The sequence below is a fragment of the Methanosarcina sp. Kolksee genome (assembly GCF_000969945.1).
In the GTDB taxonomy this organism is placed as follows: domain Archaea; phylum Halobacteriota; class Methanosarcinia; order Methanosarcinales; family Methanosarcinaceae; genus Methanosarcina; species Methanosarcina vacuolata.
On record NZ_CP009524.1, the window covers coordinates 825,523 to 848,260 of the forward strand.

At 40.1% G+C, this 22,738-nt stretch carries 13 protein-coding genes; 6 read left to right on the plus strand and 7 right to left on the minus strand.

The genetic code is table 11. The features are described from left to right. Window position 1: 1 nt before the first annotated feature. The 3 genes from MSKOL_RS03535 to MSKOL_RS03545 form a co-directional block, all read right to left on the minus strand. Window positions 2-2,524, minus strand: coding sequence for an oligosaccharyl transferase, archaeosortase A system-associated (locus MSKOL_RS03535; RefSeq protein WP_048153725.1), 2,523 nt, complete (start codon window positions 2,522-2,524; stop codon window positions 2-4). A gap of 669 nt (window positions 2,525-3,193) precedes the next feature. Further along, entirely contained in the window at window positions 3,194-5,719 is a 2,526-nt protein-coding gene (locus MSKOL_RS03540; protein ID WP_048153728.1) for an oligosaccharyl transferase, archaeosortase A system-associated, read from the minus strand. Window positions 5,720-5,776: 57 nt separating this feature from the next. Further along, entirely contained in the window at window positions 5,777-6,883 is a 1,107-nt protein-coding gene (locus MSKOL_RS03545; protein WP_231592413.1) for a glycosyltransferase, read from the minus strand. Window positions 6,884-7,010: 127 nt separating this feature from the next. Between MSKOL_RS03545 and MSKOL_RS03550 the strand changes: the two genes are divergently transcribed. Together MSKOL_RS03550 and MSKOL_RS03555 are read left to right on the plus strand one after the other, a co-directional pair. Then, window positions 7,011-8,138: a glycosyltransferase family 4 protein gene (locus MSKOL_RS03550; protein WP_048153732.1), complete on the plus strand. Its 1,128-nt coding sequence runs from the start codon at window positions 7,011-7,013 to the stop codon at window positions 8,136-8,138. A 20-nt stretch (window positions 8,139-8,158) separates the two neighbouring features. Then, a complete protein-coding gene (locus tag MSKOL_RS03555) occupies window positions 8,159-9,031 on the plus strand; it encodes a glycosyltransferase family 2 protein (RefSeq protein WP_048153735.1) in 873 nt (290 codons plus the stop codon). Window positions 9,032-9,252: 221 nt separating this feature from the next. On the opposite strand, the gene MSKOL_RS03560 is transcribed toward MSKOL_RS03555, so the two are convergent. The 4 genes from MSKOL_RS03560 to MSKOL_RS03575 form a co-directional block, all read right to left on the minus strand. Continuing rightward, window positions 9,253-10,110, minus strand: coding sequence for a glycosyltransferase (locus tag MSKOL_RS03560; RefSeq protein WP_156150948.1), 858 nt, complete (start codon window positions 10,108-10,110; stop codon window positions 9,253-9,255). Between the two features lie 436 nt (window positions 10,111-10,546). Next, window positions 10,547-11,662, minus strand: coding sequence for a glycosyltransferase family 1 protein (locus MSKOL_RS03565; protein ID WP_048153738.1), 1,116 nt, complete (start codon window positions 11,660-11,662; stop codon window positions 10,547-10,549). A 580-nt stretch (window positions 11,663-12,242) separates the two neighbouring features. Next, window positions 12,243-13,130: a tetratricopeptide repeat protein gene (locus MSKOL_RS03570; protein WP_231592416.1), complete on the minus strand. Its 888-nt coding sequence runs from the start codon at window positions 13,128-13,130 to the stop codon at window positions 12,243-12,245. Window positions 13,131-13,590: 460 nt separating this feature from the next. Next, window positions 13,591-13,932, minus strand: a complete 342-nt coding sequence (locus tag MSKOL_RS03575) for a hypothetical protein (RefSeq protein WP_048153740.1) — start codon at window positions 13,930-13,932, stop codon at window positions 13,591-13,593. A gap of 223 nt (window positions 13,933-14,155) precedes the next feature. Here MSKOL_RS03575 and carA point away from each other — a divergent pair, with 223 nt between their 5' ends. From carA to MSKOL_RS03595, 4 genes are all read left to right on the plus strand, one after another. Further along, window positions 14,156-15,262, plus strand: coding sequence for a glutamine-hydrolyzing carbamoyl-phosphate synthase small subunit (carA, locus tag MSKOL_RS03580; protein WP_048153743.1), 1,107 nt, complete (start codon window positions 14,156-14,158; stop codon window positions 15,260-15,262). Next, window positions 15,262-18,474 (plus strand): carbamoyl-phosphate synthase large subunit, encoded by a 3,213-nt coding sequence (gene carB / locus MSKOL_RS03585; protein WP_048153745.1) that lies wholly within the window; start codon window positions 15,262-15,264, stop codon window positions 18,472-18,474. Before carA ends, carB begins: the two co-directional genes overlap by 1 nt. 476 nt (window positions 18,475-18,950) lie before the next feature. Continuing rightward, a complete protein-coding gene (locus MSKOL_RS03590) occupies window positions 18,951-20,138 on the plus strand; it encodes an argininosuccinate synthase (protein ID WP_048153747.1) in 1,188 nt (395 codons plus the stop codon). Between the two features lie 316 nt (window positions 20,139-20,454). Then, entirely contained in the window at window positions 20,455-22,650 is a 2,196-nt protein-coding gene (locus MSKOL_RS03595) for a HEAT repeat domain-containing protein (protein ID WP_197078819.1), read from the plus strand. Window positions 22,651-22,738 lie beyond the last annotated feature (88 nt).

The window sequence follows — 22,738 nt, forward strand, 5'->3', positions numbered from 1 at the left end:
CTTATACCTTTACTTCTTCTCCTTTTAATACGGCTTCTTCACTTACTTTCACTTCTTTTGTCGTATTGCCATAACTCACTACATAGGGTCCTGAAGGTGCGGTATCAAACTTTGTTTCGCCTGTACTCGGGCCATCGGTCGAATAAGGCACTGTAAATTCATACCGACCCTGTGAATCTGCAGTTGTTGACTGCGAGTATCCAAAGGTCCTTCCCTGATTTGTAAGAATTGTCGTGTTTATATTAACGTTTTCATTGGGGGAAGCCGTGCCTGTTATATTTGCACCTTTGACGTACTCGAAGATCTTGACATAGCCGGTATCTACTTCAGAGAGTTTACCTCCGTAGAAGTAATTGTATACCTGTTTATACCCGGCCTCGTCAGTTTGATAGGCCTCAGTCTCGTGGACCATACGGTACTGTTTCAAGCCATTTCCGTCAAAAATATGCAGTTTTGCTTCCATGGAATTAAAATATCGGGTAGAAGGTATGTTCTGATATTGGCTACCTGTCCAGTAAGCCTGATAATACCCATCAGTATCAAGAGTCCAGGCAGGCATTGCCCCGAATATTTCTGTAGCCATTCTGGCATCAGACATTATATATCGTGATCCTGCTTTGTCGGACCTTGGGTCTATGGCTTCAAGTATTGCACTTGCTTCTTTTTCAGATGGAGCTGTGAAGAAGGTTGCTGCACCTGGTTGGTTTGTCTCGTTAATACTTGCCCTGCGACCTCCTATTCCTGCCTGGAACGGGTTCGCATTTGGCATCCTGTGCCCTATTGTCTCTATATAGTGCCCGTAGTCCCACCAGGACATAACACCATATGCAGTATCAGGATAATTGAAAAGTTCTCCGTTTATCGGGGCTTCATAAGTGGCATTGTAGTCCATCCCAGGGTCCGGGGTGTTTGAGCGAAGCCAGGTACAAGCTTCCATCCAGGGCTCATTGGGCTCATTTGAGCCAACTGCATATAGCATTGCATATGCATATACCGGATAAATTAGAAATACCGCTATAAGCAGGACTGCTAGAATCTGCTGTACTTTGAAGAATTTCAATGCCTCTGGAATATCTGCGGGTGACTTTACAGTACTTTTGAACTTCTGGTCAAGTTCACCCCATTTTACTTTTTCAAGTAACAATCCTCCCAGATATGCACTCAGGATTGAAACGTTTATTGAATAGTAATATGCAAAACGGTTCTGGCCGTAAATTGCAAGGAGAATAAAGAAACTCCAGACAAGAAGCAGAAATTCCTGAGGCTTTGGTCTTCTAAACAGATTTGCAGCCAGAATAAGCATTCCTAGAATAGAAGCGAGAAATCCCGTAGTAGTGAAATTTGAGAAAGCTTTAGAAAGGGTAAAGACACCACTACTGTAAAATATAGAAGTAGCTTCACCAATTGTCGAAGGCCCTCCCTGTTGAATCCCAAAAACAGTGCTCGGAGCGTTTATAATCAGGGAATAAAGGGATGGAGATAAAACCTTGATACATATAAGCCCGAGAATACCAGCTCCGAGGATTAGCAGAGGGTAGTAATAAGCCGTCATTTGCTTTCTTTTGAATTCCCTTTCAATAAGGCTCAAAGCCGCAAAACCTGCCATTGTCCCAAGGGATGTGATAACATGGAACCAGGAGTAATAGTACAGAGAAAACCCCATGTCAGGGTGGACAAAGGGAAGGATAAGGATTGTACTTACTAAGCAGGTGACTATGCCTGTAAACCCAAGGTAGTCGCTGGATTCATTCCGGAAATTGTCCAAGATATACTGGAATATAGCGTAAACAAGTACAATTAATAAGAATAGCGAGCCTCCTGGCCAGCAAAGCTGGTAGGCTGAATACATTATTCCAGCCATAACCGAGTATATAAAAGGTTCTTTCAGGACATTGAATTTCTTATTGAACACATCTTCAAAATGAAGTTTTTTCTCCTTTGCTGAAATCAAGGCCAGCATGAAAAACATCATGAAGAAAGTACTGAATAGTGATTCAGCGACATGATGGTCTGTAAAACCAATCAGTGAACGGGTCAGAAACTGCCCTGGAGCAAATGCTATCAGAATCGCAGCCAGAATCCCGGTTTTATGCCCCCCAAGATATTTTCCAATGTAGTAAACCGGAATGACAGCAAGGGCTCCGAGCACGGCAGGAAAATAAGCTCCTACTGTATAAACCAGTTGAGAACTGGGATGTCCCATTCCAAGAATCAGGGAGGTTATGGCCATCATTTGGTCGAACAATGGGCCGAAATGTATGTAACTCCCGTTAGGATAGTTGGTCATGGGATTGAAAAACATCCTGTGTGGGTAATTTTCAAGCAGGACGAATAAGGTACGCATATGGTACCAGGCATCGTTGGTCGCAAACTTTACGGATCCATCGGATAAGAACACCGAATCTGAAGGAAGTGTTCTGACCCATAGAGATATAAAGCCAATTATCGCAACTGCCAAAGTATAAGGCCAGCTGGATTTGATTTTGTTTTGAAATGATGATACAGGATGATCCTGAGAACTCATAATAATCCCCTTTAAGAGGTAAGTTTTTTCAATTAAATATATAATTTGTGGAAGAAGAAAATCAAATAGATAATATTATCCTATGCAGGCAAATCAGTCTGATTAGTTATAATCCTGCTTATCCATTTTCGGAAACTTCATGCATTTTTCATATTGAGTCGTCAGAACAGTCTTCAAGAGGTTCAGTATTCCTGGAGGATGTTTACTTTTCTTTCCCGACTACAGTCTCTCTAAAACTGTCTACTTCGAAACATTAGTAAGTCTTCTAAGACGCTGCAATGTTATTGTTCCACTTTAAGAGGCCCTTTGACATATAAAATAACTTTATTAATAGTATATAAAAGTATATGTAACCGGTGAATATATAAAAAACAATCATTCTGGAAAGGTGGAGGCTACTTCAAAAATATCTATAGAATAATCATTTCCAAAAGAGATAAAAATAAAAATAAAGACATCAAATAGGGTAAAATGAATAAAACGAGGTAAAATGAATAAAACGAGGTAAAATGAATAAAACGAGGTAAAATAAATAAAATACAACACAATATATAAAATAAGACATAATATCTAAAATAAGACACAATAAATAAAATAAGGTAAAATAAATAAAATAAGGTAAAATAAATAAAAATGTGAAATTAACTAACTGTATTATTCTTATACTGTTCAAACCTTTATTTTTTCTCCTTTTAATACATCTTCTTCACTTACTTTCACTTCTTTTGTCGTATTCCCATAACTCAATACATATGGTCCTGAAGGTGCAGTATCAAATTGTGTTTCGCCTGCAATCGGACCTTCTGTTGAGTAAGGCACTGTGAGCTCGTACTTTCCCTGAGAGTCTGCAGTTGTTGACTGCGAGTATTCAAAGGTTCGCCCCTGATTTGTAAGAATTGTCGTGTTTATATTAACGGTCTCATTGGGGGAAGCCGTGCCTGTTACATTTGCACCTTTAACGTACTCGAAGGTCTTGACATAGCCTGTATCTACCTCCGAGAGTTTACCTCCATAAAAGTAATTGTATACCTGTTTGTACAATAGCTCATTGGTTTGGTAGGCCTCAGTCTCATGAATCATACGATACTGCTTCAAGCCATTTCCGTCAAAAATATGCAGCTTTGCCTCCATTGTATTAAAATATCGAGTGGTAGGCAGGGACCTATACTCTTTATCTATCAAGTATACCTGGGTGTACCCTTTATTATCAAGAGTCCAGGTAGCAATTGACCAGAATATATCTGTAGCCATTCTGGCATCAGACATTATGTATCTTGCACCTGCTTTGTCGGGCCTCGGGTCTATGGCTTCAAGTACTGCACTTGCTTCTTCTTCAGATGGGGCTGTAAGAAACGTTGTAGCACCTGGCCGATTTGTCTCGTTAATGCTTGATGTGCGGCCTCCTATTCCTGCCTGGAACGGGTTCGCGTTTGGCATTCTATGCCCTATTGTCTCTATATAGTGCCCGTAGTCCCACCAGGACATAACACCATAGGCAGTATCAGGATAATTGAAAAGTTCTCCGTTTTTCGGAGCTTCATAAATGGCATTGTAGTCCATCCCAGGGTCCGGGGTGTTTGAGCGAAGCCAGGTACAAGCATCTTCCCAGGGCTGGATAGGCTGCCCGTATACCATTTTTGTATATGGAATTGCAGATCCATATACTGGATAAATTAGAAATACCACTATAAGCAGGACTGCTAGAACCTGCTCTACTCTGACGAGTTTCAATGCCTCTGGAATATCTGCGGGTGACTTTACAGTACTTTTGAACTTCTGGTCAAGTTCACTCCATTTTACTTTTTCAAGTAACAGTCCTCCCAGATATGCACTCAGGACTGAAACGTTTATTGAATAGTAATATGCAAAACGGTTCTGGCCATAAATTGTAAGGAATATCAAGAAGCTCCAGACAAGAACCAGTAATTCCTCGGGTTTTGGTTTTCTGAATTGGTTTGCAGCCAGTATAAGCATCCCGAGAAGAGACGCAAAAAATCCCGTAGCACTAAAATTTAAATAGACTTTTTCCATAGTAAAAGTGCCATATGGTAAGAATATAGACGAAGCTTCTTCTATTGTGGAAGGTCCTCCCTGTTGAATTACGAAAACAGTGTTTGGTGCATGTATAATCAGGGAATACAGTGATGGAGATACGATTTTTGTAATTATAAGCCCGAGAATTCCTGCGACGAGGATTAGAAAAGGGTAGTAATAAGCTTTTATTTTCTTTCTTTTGAATTCCCTTTCAATGAAACTCAAAGCCACAAAACCCACCATCGCTCCAAGAGCAGTGACTACATGGAACCAGGAGTAATAGTACAGAGAAAACCCCATATCCGGATGGACAAAGGGGAGGATGAGTATTGTACTTACCAGGCAAGTGACTACACCTGTAAACCCAAGGTAGTCGCTGGACTCATTCCGGAAATTGTCAAGAATATATTGAAATATTGCGTAAACAAGAACGATAAATAAGAAAAGAGAGCCTCCTGGCCAGGAAAGCTGGTACGCTGAATACATTATTCCAGCCATAACTGAGTATATAAGAGGTTCTTTCAGGACATTGAATTTCTTATTGAACACATCTTCAAAATGAAGCTTTTTCTCCTTTGCTGAAATCAAGGCCAGCATGAAAAACATCATGAAGAAAGTACTGAATAGCGATTCGGCAACATGATGGTCTGCAAAGCCAATCATTGAACGGGATAGAAACTGCCCTGGAGCAAATGCAATCATGATCGCAGCCAGAATCCCAACTTTATGTCCACCAAGGTACTTTCCTATGTAGTAAACCGGAATAACAGTTAGGGCTCCAAGCACGGCAGGGAAATAGGCTCCTATAGTGTTAACCAGTTGAGAACTGGGATTTCCCATTCCAAGAATCAGGGACGTAATAGCCATCATTTGATCGAACAATGGACCAAAATGTATGTAACTCCCATTAGGATAGTTGGTCATGGGATTGAAAAACATCCTGTGGGGGTAATTTTCAAGCAGAACGAATAGGGTACGCATATGGTACCACGCATCATTGGTCGTGAACTTCACAATTCCGCCAGGAAAAATTACATTGTCTGATGGGATTATTCTAATCCATAGAGACACAAAACCGATTATCGCAACTGTCAGAGTATAAGGCCAGCTGGATTTGATTTTATCCTTTAATGACGATACAGGACGATCCTGAGAATTCATAGTATCCCCTTTATAAATTAAACATTATAAATTACGGTATAATTATGAAAAAGAAAATTAAATAGATTGTATTAATTCTATGTAACAGTTTATAATTCTATCCCATTTCTGATCAGGAGCTTCGTAGTGCTTTCTCTCTCCGAACTGGTTGAGAATAGCTTCTCTGATAGAATCGATATCCGCAGGGGGTACGAAAAAAGTGCCTTCATAGTTAGCCATTGATTCTTTTAAGCCACCTACTTCGGAAACAACAACAGGCTTTCCAAAAGACATGGCGATATGCGCAATTCCACTCTGAGAAGCTCTCAGGTAAGGCAGGACTACTACATCGGCAGCACTGAAATACAGGTTTACTTTCTCGTCAGGAACATATTCGTCTACAAGTGTAATCTTATCATGAAAAGGAGAAGCTTTAATCTGGTCAAGTAATTCCTTGCGGTCTTCCCAGATTTCCCCGACAATCAATAACCGGCTTTTTTCGAGAATTTTGGGGGGCAGTTGTTCAAAGGCCCTGATGAGGTAGGGAGTTCCTTTATATTTTCGAATTAAGCCGAAAGAAAGTATAACGAAATCGTCCTTTATCGAGAGATTTTTTCTTGCTTCTTTTATGTCAAGCAATTTCCCGTACTGGTCATAAAGTCCATGTGGGATCACATGAATTTTTTCAGGGGAAATAGAGTATCTTTTTGCAACAAGCTCTTTATCGGATTCGGAATGAGTAATATATGCATCAAGGTTTTTACGCAGCAGTTTTCCTGTTATTTTTGAGTATAACCTGATTGGAAGTATTGATTCTTCAAAAGGATCTACAACTTCATGAAATTCTATAATTATTTTAGGTTTATTCAGAAAACCTGCAAATATCTTTAGCAGAAGCTGCATATGCGCAATTGAGGAAGTCCACCACTGCAAAACTATAATATCCGGTTTTTGTGCCTTAAGAAAGCGGTATGCTTGAATCCAGGTCAGTGGATTGTTATAGTCCATGCCGTTAAAGACAGGTATCCCGGGTGAAAAATTCAGGTCAGAAATATTCTTTCCAACATGGGATTTTCCGGGAAACAGAAAAGTTGGAAGCAACTGCCGAAAGCAAACTACTGAGACTTCTTTTTCCACAGACATGGCATTTGCCAGACGGATAGTGTAATAACTGATACCGCTCAAAAAACGTTTCGAAGGTCCGACTATGCAAACGCTTTTATTAGATGTCATTTGCCTAAACTATCACAGTATCTTTATATTAAACTAATGCATTACTCCACATAGATTCCAGTATAAAAGAGGTTCAGCCTTGAAAATAGCCCAGATATGTCCCCGTTATTCTCCTGACATAGGTGGAGTGGAAACTCATGTCAAAGAAATTAGTGAAAGGCTGGTTAAAGCAGGGCACGATGTGGAGGTTATAACAACCGATCCCACGGGACAATTGAGAAAGCAAGAGATAATAAACGGAGTAAGGGTTATAAGGTTCAGATCTTTTGCTCCGGGAAATGCGTACTACTTCGCTCCTCAGATCTATACTTATCTCAAAAAGCACGACTACGATATAATTCATGCCCATAGTTATCATGCTTTTCCTGCATTTTTCGCATCATTAAGCAGGCACAGCGGAAAATTTGTGTTTACGCCGCATTATCACAAGCACGGCCATACCGCATTCCGCGATTTACTGCACAAGCCGTACAGGCTTTTCGGGAAGATTATCTTCTCCAGGGCAGATTCCGTAATATGTGTCTCAGAGTATGAAAAGAAACTTGTAGAATCAGATTTTGAGGTTGCCGCAAAAACCTTAAAGATCCCTAACGGAATAAACCTTAAAGAGTTTGAAGGTTTGAGGCAGCCGGAAAAAAGCTTAAACAGGAACGCTGAAAGAGAAAAGATTCTTCTCTATGTGGGCCGCCTGGAAGAATATAAAGGGGTACAGTATATTATTCAGAGTTTGCCTGAACTTCAGGATTTCTGGTTGAGAATCATTGGAAAGGGTCCTTACGAAGCTGAACTTCGCAATATGGCTAAAAGTTCAGGGGTGGAAGCAAGGGTTGAATGGTTAAAAGATCTGTCAAGAAAAGAACTTCTTGAACGCTATGCAGATGCGGATATATTTTTAATGCTTTCTTCTCATGAAGCATATGGAATAACGGTTGCTGAGGCACTGGCTGCAGAAATTCCCTGTATAGTGGCAAAAGGGAGTGCACTTGAGGAGTTTGTTGACGGAAGAAACTGTATTGGGATTGAGAATCCGGTTTCAAAGGAGAAGGTCGTAAGAGCATTGCAAGATTTAATGGAAAATAAAAGAAGACAAAGTAAGAACGAACAAGAAAAGGTAGACGAGAAAAATTATGGCTTGTATTCGATAATAGACTGGGATGAAGTAACTCAAAAAATAATAACGGTCTATGAGTCAACTTTTAATCAGTAATACCTAACGGAAAGTTTTCCATGAAAGAACAGCTTGTATCCATAATTTTACCGACTTATAACAGGTCTGAATTGATAAAAAGATGCATTAATTCAGTACTGAATCAGACATATACTAATTGGGAGTTAATTATTTCTGATGATGGTTCTAAAGATGAAACTCCCGTTGTTGTTAGAGAATGTACAAAACTCGACCCGCGTATTAAAGCCAAAATAAATGAAGTTAACCACGGAACTCCGAGCAACCGGAATATTGGTTTATCTTTAGCCAAAGGGAGCCTTATTTTCTTCATAGAAGATGACTTAATTCTTTTTCCTGACTGTGTTGAAACCCTGGTAAATACGTACAATTCGCTTGTTTCATCAGGAATTAAAGTCGGAGCAGTGGTTCCAAGGTTACTTGAAGATAACCCGATTTCACACATTAATGCCGACCTTCATAAAAAAGAAGCTACTGAAAAAAAATTGCCCTTTGTTTTTAATAAGTGGACAGGCGAAGTATATAATAATTATACTGAGGACTTTAACGAAGTTCAGGAAACTGTCACGGGTCACGCGTGTTGTTTGTATAATCGGAGCGCCCTGGAAGAAATAGGCGGCTACGAAGAAAAAGCATACAAAGGCACATACAGCAGGGAAGAAACCGACCTGAACTTCAGGCTGCGCAAAGCAGGTTATAAATTCTTTTTTCAACCAAAAGCCGCATCTGAACACCGAAAAATAAAAACAGGTGGGTCAAGGCAGTCAAATGAGTTTAAATTTTATTATTATCACATGCGAAACCATGTTGTATTTTTGATCAGGATTTTTGGGATTAAAGCAATGTATATGGTGCCTTGTTTTATAGCAAACGTTGGGTTCAGGTTGCTTAAAAATTTATACAAAAAACCGTGACTGTAGTATATTCTTACACTAATACAATCAGATCTTACACTAATACAATCAGATTAAACAGCACGACTAATTATAAATAAACAAAAATGGAATAGTGAAGGAAAAATATGAAAACATTATTTTTTCGATTCAATCTCTCACCCGATTCAATCTCCCACTCTGGTTGAGATTTTTTGGGTTGTAGTGCCATTAATATTTCCTTTTTGTGGCCAGAGGCTCAGTTAATATCTAAAAATCTTTAGGGTCAAAACCAGGATAGTTATTTTTGGGAGCTTTTTAAGGATATAAGGTAAGTTATTTGGTCTTATGTGATTTAAACAAAAACCCAAATATTGAATATATAGATTTTTAGGTTTAATCCCGTATTTGTCAATATAAAATTTAGAAATCGTTTCTGCCTCTTTTTCAAGAGTTGTTTTTGAACCTGTTCCAGATGACAGGGAAGACCCACGAACCATAAATTTTGTAAAACTTCTGTTTAGCCGTTTAACATTACATTGATTTCCGACTCTAATAAGATAATCATAATCTGATGCATACCTGTAGGTAAGGTCAAAGTATCCAACTCTCTCCACAACTGTCTTTTTTAAAAAAGTAGAAGGTTGATTGATACAACGACATCCACGGCTTAAGACGAGGAAATCCAGGTCAAATTGAGGTAAGTATGAGGTATATTGGAACTTTCCGTTTTCATCAACGTTATCAATATAACCATATATAACATCTACATCCTTGTTTTTTCTAAATTCCTCAACAATTACTGAGAATATTTCAGGGTTATATTCATCGTCAGTGTTTAAGCAAGCCCATATATCTCCAGACATTGCTTTTATGCCTTTATTTATGGCATCATACATGCTTTTGTCTTTACCGACAATTAACTTAATATCAGCTTTGTGAGATTCCCTGAAAGTGTTAATAATATCAATAGTCTTATCCTTACTCCCTCCATCGACAATGATCTGTTCTACTGAAAAATCACCTTTTTGATCCAGATGAACACTTTTCAGGTTATTCAGGATATATTCTTCAGAATTAAAAGACGGAGTTATTATTGAGATTTTCATTTTTTTCTTCACATCCACTATCAGATAAAGGGTCGTTCCTTCAAAGTTTTCCGGTACTCATTGAAAACACTTTTAGTTCCTTCCCTCAAAGATATTCTATCTTTCCAGCCCAGGCTGTGAAGCTTTATGACATCAAGAAGTTTTCGTGGAGTTCCATCAGGCTTTGATGCATTTTACACAATTTTACCTTTTTATGCTGTGCCAGTTCAGCTAATTACTTTATAATGAATTTTCCCATCCCAGTGTTGATAAACTCCTATATTTCATTAGAGTTATAATTTTCTATCAATATATATGTGCTTCAGCCATATCATTTGCATACATAACTTTTCTTAATTGGAAACCTGTTTCCTAGAAAACCTGTTTCCTAGAAAACCTGTTTCCTAGAAAACCTGTTTCCTAGAAAATAACTGGAAGACCCCATAATAATAACTTCTAATTTAAAATGTTAGGATATTATAGATTCATAAACGTTAAGTGTTTCATTTGTAGTTCTATCCCAACTGAATTTTTTTTCCTGTTCAAATCCCTTTGATATCCAGTGAGATCTTATATTTGGGTTCATTAATGAATCTATTGAACGAATTAAATCATCCTTTGAAAACGGATCGAATAATATTCCTCCTCCGCTAACCACCTCAGGAATTGAACTGGTCTTGCTTGCAATTACCGGGCACCCTAAAGACATAGCTTCAAGGGGAGGAATACCAAACCCTTCATATAAAGAAGGATAAATTAAACAAAATGCATATTTGTACAAAGATGCCAAGAATTCATCAGAACCATCTACTTGAATAACCTTACTCGAAAGCTTGAGTTTATTAAGTATACCCAGTTCTGTTTCATTAAATTTGCCTCCTCCAAAACAAACGAGATGAAAATCATCTGCAAAACGAGTGGCATAAACATCCAGCAGCATTAAGAAGTTTTTATATCCATCTCGCTTTCCTACGTATAAAAAGTAGGGTTTCTTCATAATATCTTCATTGACAATTTTTCCAGGATCAAGAAGCATAGATCTATTAAGAGAACTTCCATGATAGACTACCCAGATATTTTCTTCAGGAAAATCATAAAACTTGAGTAAGTCCTCTTTAGTATTCATAGAAACACAGATTATTGCGTCAGCAGAGTTAATTGATAATTTTTTGTACTTCATTTCAGGATCATTTTTACTATATTGGTCACTATATAACTCATGAATCATATCGTGTACTGTTAATACTACGGGTGATTTTTTGAACCTGCTTAAATCTCCCCTGTAATAAGTTGGATGAAAAATATTTAAATTTGAAAAATCATCATAAACGTGATTAAACCATATTCTGTTCAATGTGTCGAATAAATAACCGCTACCTGGAAAAGGAAACGTTTTATACCCGCGATACCGTCCAAAATTCTCTTTATTCTTCTGAAATTCATACTCATTAATGTGAAAACCTTCAAATAAATTGACATTGATTTCATTCTTCATAGAGAGACAACTTATCATCTCATAGAAATATCTGGAGATTCCTCCATAACGTTGAAGTTGAAATATTGAGTAATCATATAGTACATTCATGTTTTCACTTCATAATTTGATTTTGGAGTAAGTAGGTCATAGTCAAGAATGCTATGTTTACAACTAACAATTCGAAGACATCTCATGAAGACAAAGTTTTAATCTGGATATAGTTAAAGTTCAGTATTTGACAATATATGCATATCCTTCTAATGTCGTGCCAAGCATCAAAAATTGAGTAATTAGGAAATTGAAATCTGTTTTATTTGATATTATTTTTTTTGCATGAATCTAACTTTAATATACAGTCTATGGCCTTTTTTTATGAATGAGCCTATCTCAAAATTCTTAATTGCTGGAAGTTTTCAGAATTTTTTTTCATGATCATGAATTTAGTTGGTTACTCGAAATACAAAGTCTAAGAAGCAAATTCTGAGTTTTGGAATGGGTTGATAATAACTGCTCAGTTAGAAAATACCCACACCAAAAATAGAAAATGGCTCTTCGTTGTTTTGTGTGGCTATCCTCATAATATTCTCATAATATTCTCATAAAAACCAATGCGATCTTGAATTGAAAATCATTTTATCCATAGAGAACAGCGAAGAGCCAGAAATTAAGCTTGAATGTGCTTTTATAATCATTCATTAATTTTCTCTTCACAAAACTCTTTTCCTTTCTCAGCGGCTTCATTTCCAGGGCTGAGTTTCAGGGCCCGTATATAACACTTAAAAGCCTCACCGTACTCAGCAAATTCGCAGAGCAAATCCCCTCCGCTAAGAAGAGAGTTGAGGTGTTCGGGGTCGTTTTCAAGAGCGTTCCTGAAGGCATTAAGGGCTTTTTCCTTTTCTCCAAGCTCAAGAAGTGCGTTGCCTTTCCAGTACCAGGTCTCAGCATTGTTAGGCTTCATAATAGGTGCTTCATTCCGGGAAAAGAAACTGAACCTGGGAACCTTGCAGGCCCAGTCCGAAGCTTTCCCGGGTTCGATTGCCAGAGATTCGTCAAAAGTCTCAAGAGCTTTTTTTAGAAGCCCCATCCTGAAATATACTATGCCCTGGCTAGTCAGGATTTTGGGGGATTTCGGGTCAAATGCAAGCGCTTTTTCGAAAGCTTCAAGGGCTTCTTCGTTCCGGTCCAGAGCTGAGAGCACGAAACCCCGGTTGGACCACTCGGTAGGGTTTTCAGGCTTAAGTTCAAGGGCGGAATCAACAATCTCCAGAGCTTCTTCATATCTTTCAAGCTTGAAAAGAACCATCCCGTAACATGATATGGTCTCCAGGTTTTTATCAAGAAACTCTTTCCCTCGGGCCTCTTTTCCTTTTTCGAAAAGCATATCTGCCATTTCTTTCCAGGCATCAGCTGCTTCTCCATAGGCAGCAAGTGCGTCTTCGAACTTCCCTACCTTAAAGGAAATTCTGCCTTTTTTGCAGTTTTCTTCTGCCGACCTGTTAAGCTCCTTAAGGGTATTTGCCGTTTTTGTCGTTTTTGTCAGTTTATCAATTTTTGCCGTTATTGCCATTTTTACCATTTTTTGCCTCTTTTATGTCTATGTTCACAGCTACTTAAAATAAGTATGAGATTAATAATTTGCATGAAAATACTGCTATCTGCAAGCACTTTCATTGGTTGTGCATGTTATTCAAAGGAGATCATGTGCGTTTTTTAAAAATCATTTTTGGACAGGTTCCTTTAGTTAAGCAGAATTTAGAATACGGTAATTCAGATCAAGAATACGACCCTAATTTGATAGATTCTGCTAAAATACTGTATTTTATTGCAAAAAACACATTGTTTTGACGCATTAACCTGGGGTAAAATGAAATATGTCAGTAATCAATAAACACAAGAACTAAATTTGAATTGTATAAAGAAAACAGAAGCCTGAAGTCCATTTATATATTATAAAATTATATAATTGGTCATCGGTTAAGGAATTTTCTTGTCTGAAAGCTATTTATTTTACATTAGAAGCCGGCCAATATTATAGATTACTCGCAATAGAAAAGCACAGGATGAAGAAAAAGAGAGTACGACTTTTCAGTTTTTCTTTCTGTTTTTTCTTTCCATTTTTCTTTCCGTTTTTTCTTTCTGTTTTTTCTTTCCGTTTTTCTCTGATTGTGAAATTTGGAAAAGCTTTTCCCTTTCCAGGTATAATTCTCTTTTGATACTTCTGCCCTAAGGTTAAAGGTGAAATAATGGATTATATGCAGCATTCCTGATTTCTCAGTTTTTTTCTCTAAAATGAGCCTGCTAAATTCCATCCTGCTGTATGAGATACCCGGGGTAAAGGTCTTATTTTCAGTTGCGGCAAAGATTTCGAACATTTTCATTTTATATGGAGATTATCAGATTTCAAACAGTTTGAAATTTAGAAAGCTCTTGAGTTGAAAAATGGAACATTAAACAGGCTGGAAAAGTCTATTTATTGGGCATAGAGTTTCATTGAAATATTTATATATTAATAAACTCAAAAAATACCCGTAATTAAGAGAGTAGGGAAATTCATCGCAACACTTATACATGTCTTATGACATTTACTCGCAGGTTCAGATGATGAAAGCAGTACTAGGCTTAGAAGACGGAACAGTTATTAGGGGCACCGGTTTTGGTGCCGAAGGCACAGCTTGCGGCGAACTTGTTTTTACCACTCAATTCACTGGATATGAGGAGGCTCTAACAGATCCTTCTTACAAGGGTCAGATTTTAATGTTTACTTACCCCCTTATCGGAAACTACGGTGTCAGCGGGGAGCGCGTCCAGTCCGATAACATGCATGCGGAAGGGCTTGTTGTAAGGGAGGCCTGCAAAAAGCCCTATCATTATAAATCATCCCGTTCGATCCACAAATTTTTAGAGGATGAAGGAAAGCCGGGGATTGAAGGCGTGGACACCCGGATGCTCACTATCAGAGCAAGGGAGTGTGGGACCATGAGGGCAGCCCTTATCACAGGCAGCGACGACGGGGAAGAGGCTGTTGATGTAGCAAGGAACTCTCCACAGCTCACGGATGAGGAACTTATCTCCCTTGTAACCTGTAAAGAACCATATTTCATTCCCGGAGCAGAAGGTGCCTGGAAAGGAGGCAGCAAACGCAAACATGCGGTTATAGTTGACCTCGGGATAAAACGAAATATCATAAACAACCTTCACAGGCGGGGAATTGACCTCACTCTGGTCCCTGCAACTGCAAAACCCTCGGAAATTGCAGGTTACGAACCTGACCTCCTTTTTATCTCAAACGGGCCAGGAGATCCCGAAAAAGCAACGGATGCGATTAATGCCGTAAAGGCTTTTGCAGGCACGATTCCGGTTTGTGGGATCTGTTTCGGGCACCAGATTATCTCCCTTGCTATGGGAGCAAAAACCTACAAGTTGAAATTCGGGCACAGGGGAGGAAATCAGCCAGTAAAGGACCTGATTGAAAACAAGATTTTCATAACCTCCCAGAACCATGGGTATGCAGTTGATGCGGACTCTCTTGACGGCACAGGGCTCTATGTAAAATACCTGAATGCAAATGACAAAACCGTAGAAGGGGTTTCCCACAAAGACCTGGATATTTTCAGTGTACAGTTCCATCCCGAAGCCCAGGCAGGGCCTATGGATACCGAGGAAACGTTCTTCGGCAAGGTTGTAAATGTCCTCGGAGGTGAGATTTAATGCCTAAACGTGAGGACATAAAGAAGGTTTTGCTTATAGGCTCAGGGCCAATCACTATAGGACAGGCTGCGGAATTCGACTTCTCAGGCAGCCAGGCCTGCAGGTCCTTAAAAGAGGAAGGGATAAAGGTTGTCCTTGTAAACTCAAACCCTGCAACCATAATGACCGATCCTGAAATGGCTGATTCGGTCTATATCGAGCCCCTTGATGCCAAGATAGTAGAAAGGATTATTGAAAAAGAGCGCCCAGACGGGATTATTGCAGGCATTGGAGGACAGACCGGCCTTAATATTACCAGTGAACTTGCAGAAAAGGGCGTATTTGAAAAATATAATGTCGAAATCCTGGGGACCCCTGTTGAAGCTATTAAAAACACTGAAGACAGGGAACTCTTCAAAGAGACCATGCTCAGGATCGGAGAAAAGGTTCCTTTAAGCCGGGCAGTTAATTCTTTAAAAGAAGCCGAAGACGTTGTCGAGGAACTCGGGCTTCCCCTAATTGTCCGTCCGGCTTACACCCTCGGTGGTGCAGGAGGCGGAATTGCCCGCACAAAAGAAGAGCTGCTTGAAATCACGGAACGCGGGCTAAGGCGCAGCCGCATCAACCAGGTGCTCATTGAAGAAAGCGTGCTTGGCTGGGCAGAGGTCGAATATGAAGTCATGAGAGATGCAAACGATACCTGCATCGTGATCTGTAACATGGAAAATATTGACCCCATGGGCGTGCATACCGGAGAATCGGCAGTTGTTGCCCCTTCCCAGACTTTAAGTGATGCTGAGCACCAGATGCTCAGGAGTGCCTCAATCAAGATTATCCGAGCTCTCAAAATCGAAGGTGGGTGCAATATCCAGTACGCCTTAAAAGAAGGCGATTACCGCGTTGTCGAGGTAAATCCGAGGGTTTCAAGGTCATCAGCTCTTGCATCCAAAGCTACAGGTTACCCGATTGCCCGCGTAACTGCAAAAATCGCAATCGGAATGGCGCTTGATGAGATCATAAACAATGTTACTAAGAGCACCCCTGCTTCTTTTGAGCCTGCTCTGGACTATGTAATTACAAAGATTCCCAGGTGGCCTTTTGACAAGTTCACAACTGCAGACAAGACCCTGACTACAGCCATGAAAAGTACGGGAGAAGTCATGGCAATTGGCAGGACTATTGAAGAGTCTCTGCTAAAGGCTTTTAAGTCCCTGGATATCGACAACCAGTTAGGAAATAAGCACTGGGACGAGCCTGAAACTAAAACTCTCCTCAAAACCCCTACAAGTGAACGCCTTTTTGTTATCTTCGATGCACTTGAGAGGGGCATGTCGGTAAAAGAAATTGCCGAGCTTTCGAGCATCAACCCCTTCTTTATCTCAAAGATAAAAAGGATCGTGGATATGGAAAAGCGCATAAGGGCAGAAGAACTCACTCCTGACCTCCTGCGTGAAGCAAAAAGGATGGGTTTCCCGGACACCCGCCTTGCCGAGCTGACTGACAGGACCAGGCAGGAAATAAGTGACCTCAGGCATACAGCCGGAATCCTGGCTACCTTCAAGATGGTAGATACCTGTGCAGCCGAGTTTGAGGCAGCTACTCCTTATTACTATTCTACTTACGAAGACGACTGCGAGACAAACGCCACAGACAAGAAGAAGATTCTTATCCTTGGTGCAGGCCCTATAAGGATTGGACAGGGAATAGAGTTCGATTACTGTACTGTGCACGCAGTTACTGCGCTTCGGGAAGAAGGCATAGAGACCCACATTATTAATAACAACCCCGAAACCGTATCTACAGACTTTGATACCTCAGACAAGCTCTTTTTTGAACCTCTTACCCTTGAGTATGTGATGAACGTAATCGAACGTGAGAGACCTGACGGAGTCCTGGTGCAGTTTGGAGGGCAGACTTCGGTAAACCTTGCAATTCCCCTTAAGCAGGAATTGAAGCGCAGGACCGACCTTAATACCGTGATCCTGGGGACGGATCCTGATGACATGGACCTTGCCGAAGACAGGGAAAAGTTCTATATCCTTATGCAGGAGCTTGGTGTTCCACAGCCTGAAGGCGGATATGCAACTTCCCACAAGGAAGCAATTGAGGTTGCGAAGCGGATCGGCTTCCCTGTACTTGTGCGTCCTTCTTACGTGCTCGGCGGGCGGGCAATGGAAATCGTATACGATGAAATCGACCTTGAACGCTATATGAAAGAGGCAGTCAGGGTCTCTCACGAACACCCAATACTGATTGATGATTTCCTTGAGGCAGCCTCTGAAATTGATGTGGATGCAGTCTGCGACCAGAAAGATGTGCTTATTGGCGCAATAATGGAACACATTGAGGAAGCCGGTGTTCACTCCGGAGACTCGGCCTGTGTAATTCCACCCCAGAGTCTTTCGCCTGAGGTTCTTGACCAGGTAAGGGACTATACCCGCAAGATAGCTCTTGCCCTAAAGGTCAAAGGGCTGATTAACATACAGATGGCAGAGAAAGGCGGGAAGGTCTATGTGCTTGAAGCAAACCCGCGTTCAAGCAGGACAATTCCTTTTGTTTCAAAAGCCGTTGGAATCCCGCTTGCAAAGATTGCAGCCAAGGTAATTGCAGGGCACAGCTTAAAGAGCATTGGATACACGGACGAGCCAAAACCCAACCATGTCTCAATTAAAGAAGTCCTCCTGCCTTTCGATAAGTTACCAGGTGCAGACCCTGTACTCGGCCCGGAGATGAAGAGTACTGGCGAGGTCATGGGGATTGACTACGATTTCGGAAGGGCATATTATAAGGCAGAGCTTGCAGCCGACAATGTGCTGCCTCTTACAGGAAAAGTCTTCCTTTCCATAAGGAATGCTGACAAGACCGAACTCGTGGACGTTGCAAAGAAACTGCAGGCAGCAGGCCTTGAACTTATGGGAACACAGGGCACTGTAAACTATCTTGCACAGCACGGGGTCTTCATGGATGTCGTGAAAAAGGTCCATGACGGAAGCCCGAATGTCATAGATATGATGCGCAGGGATGAGGTTGACCTTATTATCAATACCCCAACAAGCAAACAGTCACGCAGGGACGGTTCAAGGATCAGGCGGGCTGCTGTTGATTTCAAGGTCCCGTACATTACCACAATGCAGGCAGCAATAGCCGCAGCCGATGCCATTGAAACTATGAAGAAGGGCGAGGAACTTACGATCAAGTCCATCAATGAGTACCACAAAGAGATGGAACAGTAAGATAAATCAAGGAAAAAGAGCTGTCAGCATGTAACTCTTTAAGGGTACCTGTTGAAGAGTACTGCTTAATTAAAAACATCGGCCAACAGAAAATTTACATATGAATCACAGCCGGCAGGGTGGCTTTCCATCCTCCGGCAAAACATAATCAGTTTTTGAATCTACCAGTCGCTGGCTGTTAAATATACAGGAATTAGATATCCTGTTGCCAAAATTATTAAACTTATTAACCTTATTAACCCTAGCGAACTTACTGAACTTACTGAACTTACTGAACTTACTGAACTTACTGAACTTACTGAACTTACTGAACTTACTGAACTTACTGAACTTACTGATCCGTTAACACGTAAATCTATTAACAAGTCAATCCACAATGTATCAATCCATTAGCGTGTCACTGGATTGACATGTCAATCTTTTGGTTCTTATCATATCATATATCCGTTATCCGTTAAACAAGGGGTAGTAAAAGCATGGCAAAGAAAGTTGCACTTGCATATTCAGGAGGGCTTGACACCTCGGTGTGCATCCCCATCCTCAAGGAAAAGTACGGTTACGACGAAGTAGTTACAATTTCAGTCGATGTCGGGCAGCCTGAAGAGGAAATCAAGCGGGCAGATGCAAAAGCAGAGAAGATCAGCAACAAGCATTATACGATTGATGCAAAGGAAGAGTTCGTTAACGATTACGTCTTCCCCCTGATCAAAGCCAACGGAAGCTACGAAGGCTATGTAATGGGAACCTCAATTGCCCGCCCTCTGATCGCAAAGAAAGTGGTCGAGGCTGCCCGGAAAGAAGGGGCAGTAGCCCTTGCCCACGGCTGCACAGGAAAAGGCAATGACCAGCTCCGTTTTGAAGCTGTTTTCCGCCAGACCGATATGGATGTTATCGCCCCGATGCGAGAAATGAACCTGACCCGCGAGTGGGAAATCGACTACGCAAAAGAGCACGGAATCCCGGTGGAAGTCACAAAGTCCAAGCCCTGGAGCGTTGACGAAAACATCTGGAGCCGCAGCATCGAAGGCGGCAGGCTTGAAGACCCTTCGTTTGTCCCGCCGGAAGAGATCTTCGAGTGGACAACCTCGCCTGAAAAAGCCCCTGACAAACCAAGGATTGTTGACATAGGTTTTGAAGCAGGAGTTCCGGTTTCCCTTGACGGCGAAAAAATGAGCGGCTACGCCCTTGTGAAGAAAATGAATGAAATCGCAGGCGAAAACGGCGTTGGCAGGACCGATATGATTGAAGACCGCGTGCTCGGCTTAAAAGCCCGCGAGAACTACGAGCACCCGGCTGCAACCGTTCTCCTGGCAGCCCACGCCGACCTCGAAAAACTCGTCCTGACCCGCAGCGAACTCAAGTTCAAGACGATCGTAGACGACCAGTGGTCCGAACTTGCCTATTACGGGCTTGTGGACGAGCCGCTTTATGCCGACCTGAATGCTTTTATCGATAAGTCCCAGGAAAGGGTTACAGGTACAGTGAAAGTCAGGCTCTACAAAGGCGCCCTTACGATCCTTGCCCGCAGCTCACCGAATGCGCTTTATTCCGAGGACCTGGTTTCGTTTGACAGCCAGACCATTGACCAGAAGGATGCAGAAGGATTTGCGAAGTATCACGGGTTCCAGGCGAGGATGTACAGGAAAGTGATGGATAAGCAGTGAATTTGAAATTTTATTTCTTTTCCTGCCTGTTTTTCAGTAGGCAGGACAATTATTCTCTTTTTTGACTTATTTCTGGCTATTTTTGGATTTTCAGTTATTTGCTTTTTCCATAGTTCCAGAGTAATTAATGGATTTAACTTTTCCAGAGTGCAATAATAGCTGTCTTAAACCGTTATTGTCACCGTGCGTAGCACGGGCCTGTCGTAAAAAAATTGGTTTTTAAAGTATAATTTGCTCAAATAGAATTTTATATAGAAACTTTTTTAAATTATAAGTTTTTAGAATTAGTGACAAGTGGCGGAGATTTTAAAAATTCATGGATGATGAAAATTGGAAACGTTCTTTAGAAATATTTGAAATCGCGTACCTTGAATATGCTCCTGGTGCAAGACGTAATGTTATTGAACTTTTTCCTCAAGTTTCTGACAAACAGAAGGCGTGGGAAGAATTAGTGGCATTAACGGCAAAACTGTTGATCAACGAAGATTATAGAGTAACATCGTGCATGCCATTAATATTTAGTTTGGCTTTTCCACTTGTCCCTGATAAGGAGAAAGCATGGTTAGATATAACTAAATTAGTTGATTTTAAGGAAAATAAAGCAGATGAAACAGTAAAAAACTCTATGATTTCTATTTTTTCAAATTCACCAGATAAAGAAAAAGCTTGGGCAGATTTATTACGATTTACAAGAACTACAAATAAGAATAGTTTGCGTGCTGCGACCAAAATTCTTTGTTTAAATATTGTCAGCCGCGAAGATAAATACAAAGCTTGGGAATATCTTATTCGACTCATAAAATATGAGGAGACTGAAGTAAAAACAATTTCTGCGAGCAATATTAATTCTATTTTTCCAAATGTTTGCGATAAGCATAAAGCTTGGGAAGATCTAATCGAATTAATCCACGATAAAAATATCCAAGTTAAAAAAGATGTTTTAAATGCAGTTGTTTCTAATTATACATTAGCTCCAGAGAAACAAAAGGTTTGGGAGTCTTTAGTTAAGTTCTCTTTTGATAAAGACAGTCAAATTAAAACGATTGCCGCGAATGGGCTTGTAAATAATTTTTCGTATGTTCCTGATAAACAAAAAGCGTGGAACGACCTAATTAAAGTTACTTCTGGAGATTATCAAGTAAGAAGAATTGTAGCAAATGTCTTAAAATCTGCTATCTTGATGGTAGACAATAAGGAAGCAGCTTGGGAAGATCTTCTCACTCTCTCAGCACATAAGGATATAGATGTGAGAAACCAGGTAGCTTATGCTTTAGTTTCTGCTTTTCATTTAATTCCGGATAAACAAAGGCTTAGTCAAGATTTACTTAACTGTATGAGGAATAAGGATAGAAATGTAAGAGCAACTGTCGCATCTATTCTTAGTTCTGTTTATTCTCAACTTCCAGATCAACGACAATTTTGGGAAGAGTTGATAGAACTCACAAGTGATGAAGATATTGGTGTGAGGAGAAACACTTATTACTGCCTAGGGAAAATTTCTATCTTTAAGGCTTCCCAAGCAGAGAATGAAATAGATTACAGGAGAGAGTTTGAGCACGCTATAAAATTTTTCGAAAAAACGTCACAGGAATCTACTATTTTTAATCCATCACAGTTTTGCCTGCCGTTCTATCGTTCATTCTATACAATAATTTCCGACGAAAATCAGCAGGCGAAAAATGAAGTTGCTAAATATCTTACTGAGGCTAAAAGCGCAGTTAAAAGGTCAAAAAACAAAGAATTACTTTTTGAAGCTGTAGATAATCTAGCAAAAGCATTAGAGGAAGTCCAAAGCCTTGAGAATAGAAGCCTAGAGAACAATAAAGAAGAACTCAGCCATTACATGGAATACTGTGAGCGGGCTGCAGATTTAATGTCTGAAACTGAACAAATCTCTCCTTATGCGACAGAAGTACTGAGAAGAGGGTTTCCTATTCTCAAGAGAAAATTAAACTCCCTTCTCGAAGAAATTCGGAAAAAAGCAAAGACTGCGTGTCGGGAATCTCAAGGTACTGATACAGAAGAAATTGCATGCGCCGTCAGTAGAGAGGTTCATAAATGGGAAATTGGTAGTCAGGAAGAAATGACCTGGAATGTAGAGAATCTTATTTTTGCTTTAGAATCAAGTATTCCTAGATTACCTGCAAATCAGCATATTTTCGATAGAACTCAACAAATTAGGGAACAAAAAGATATTCCAAAGCAGTATGGGATGATATCTGTTCTTATTCCGTTGATTCCCAAGTTATGTATGGAACAGAAAATAGATTCAATGGAGAAAAAGCTTGAAGATATCATCATCAATTTTTCTGAATCTCATACAGATCTTACAATATCTCTCGGAGTAGATTTTTATGGGAATGGCATGAAAGTTACAAAAACAATTCCTCTTCAGAAGTTTTCAGACAACGAGAAAGGAGAGATGGAAGAAAAAGTTAAGGGGAATAAGGGAATTAAACTTACAAGCTTATCTGCAACACTGGTAAATAAAATAAAAGGTCACCTTTTTTGAACTTCAGATTTTGACTCAAAAATAAAAATGTCTTCATTTATCGTCCAACTCTTCTTATATTAACCGCTATATAAGCCTCTTTATACTT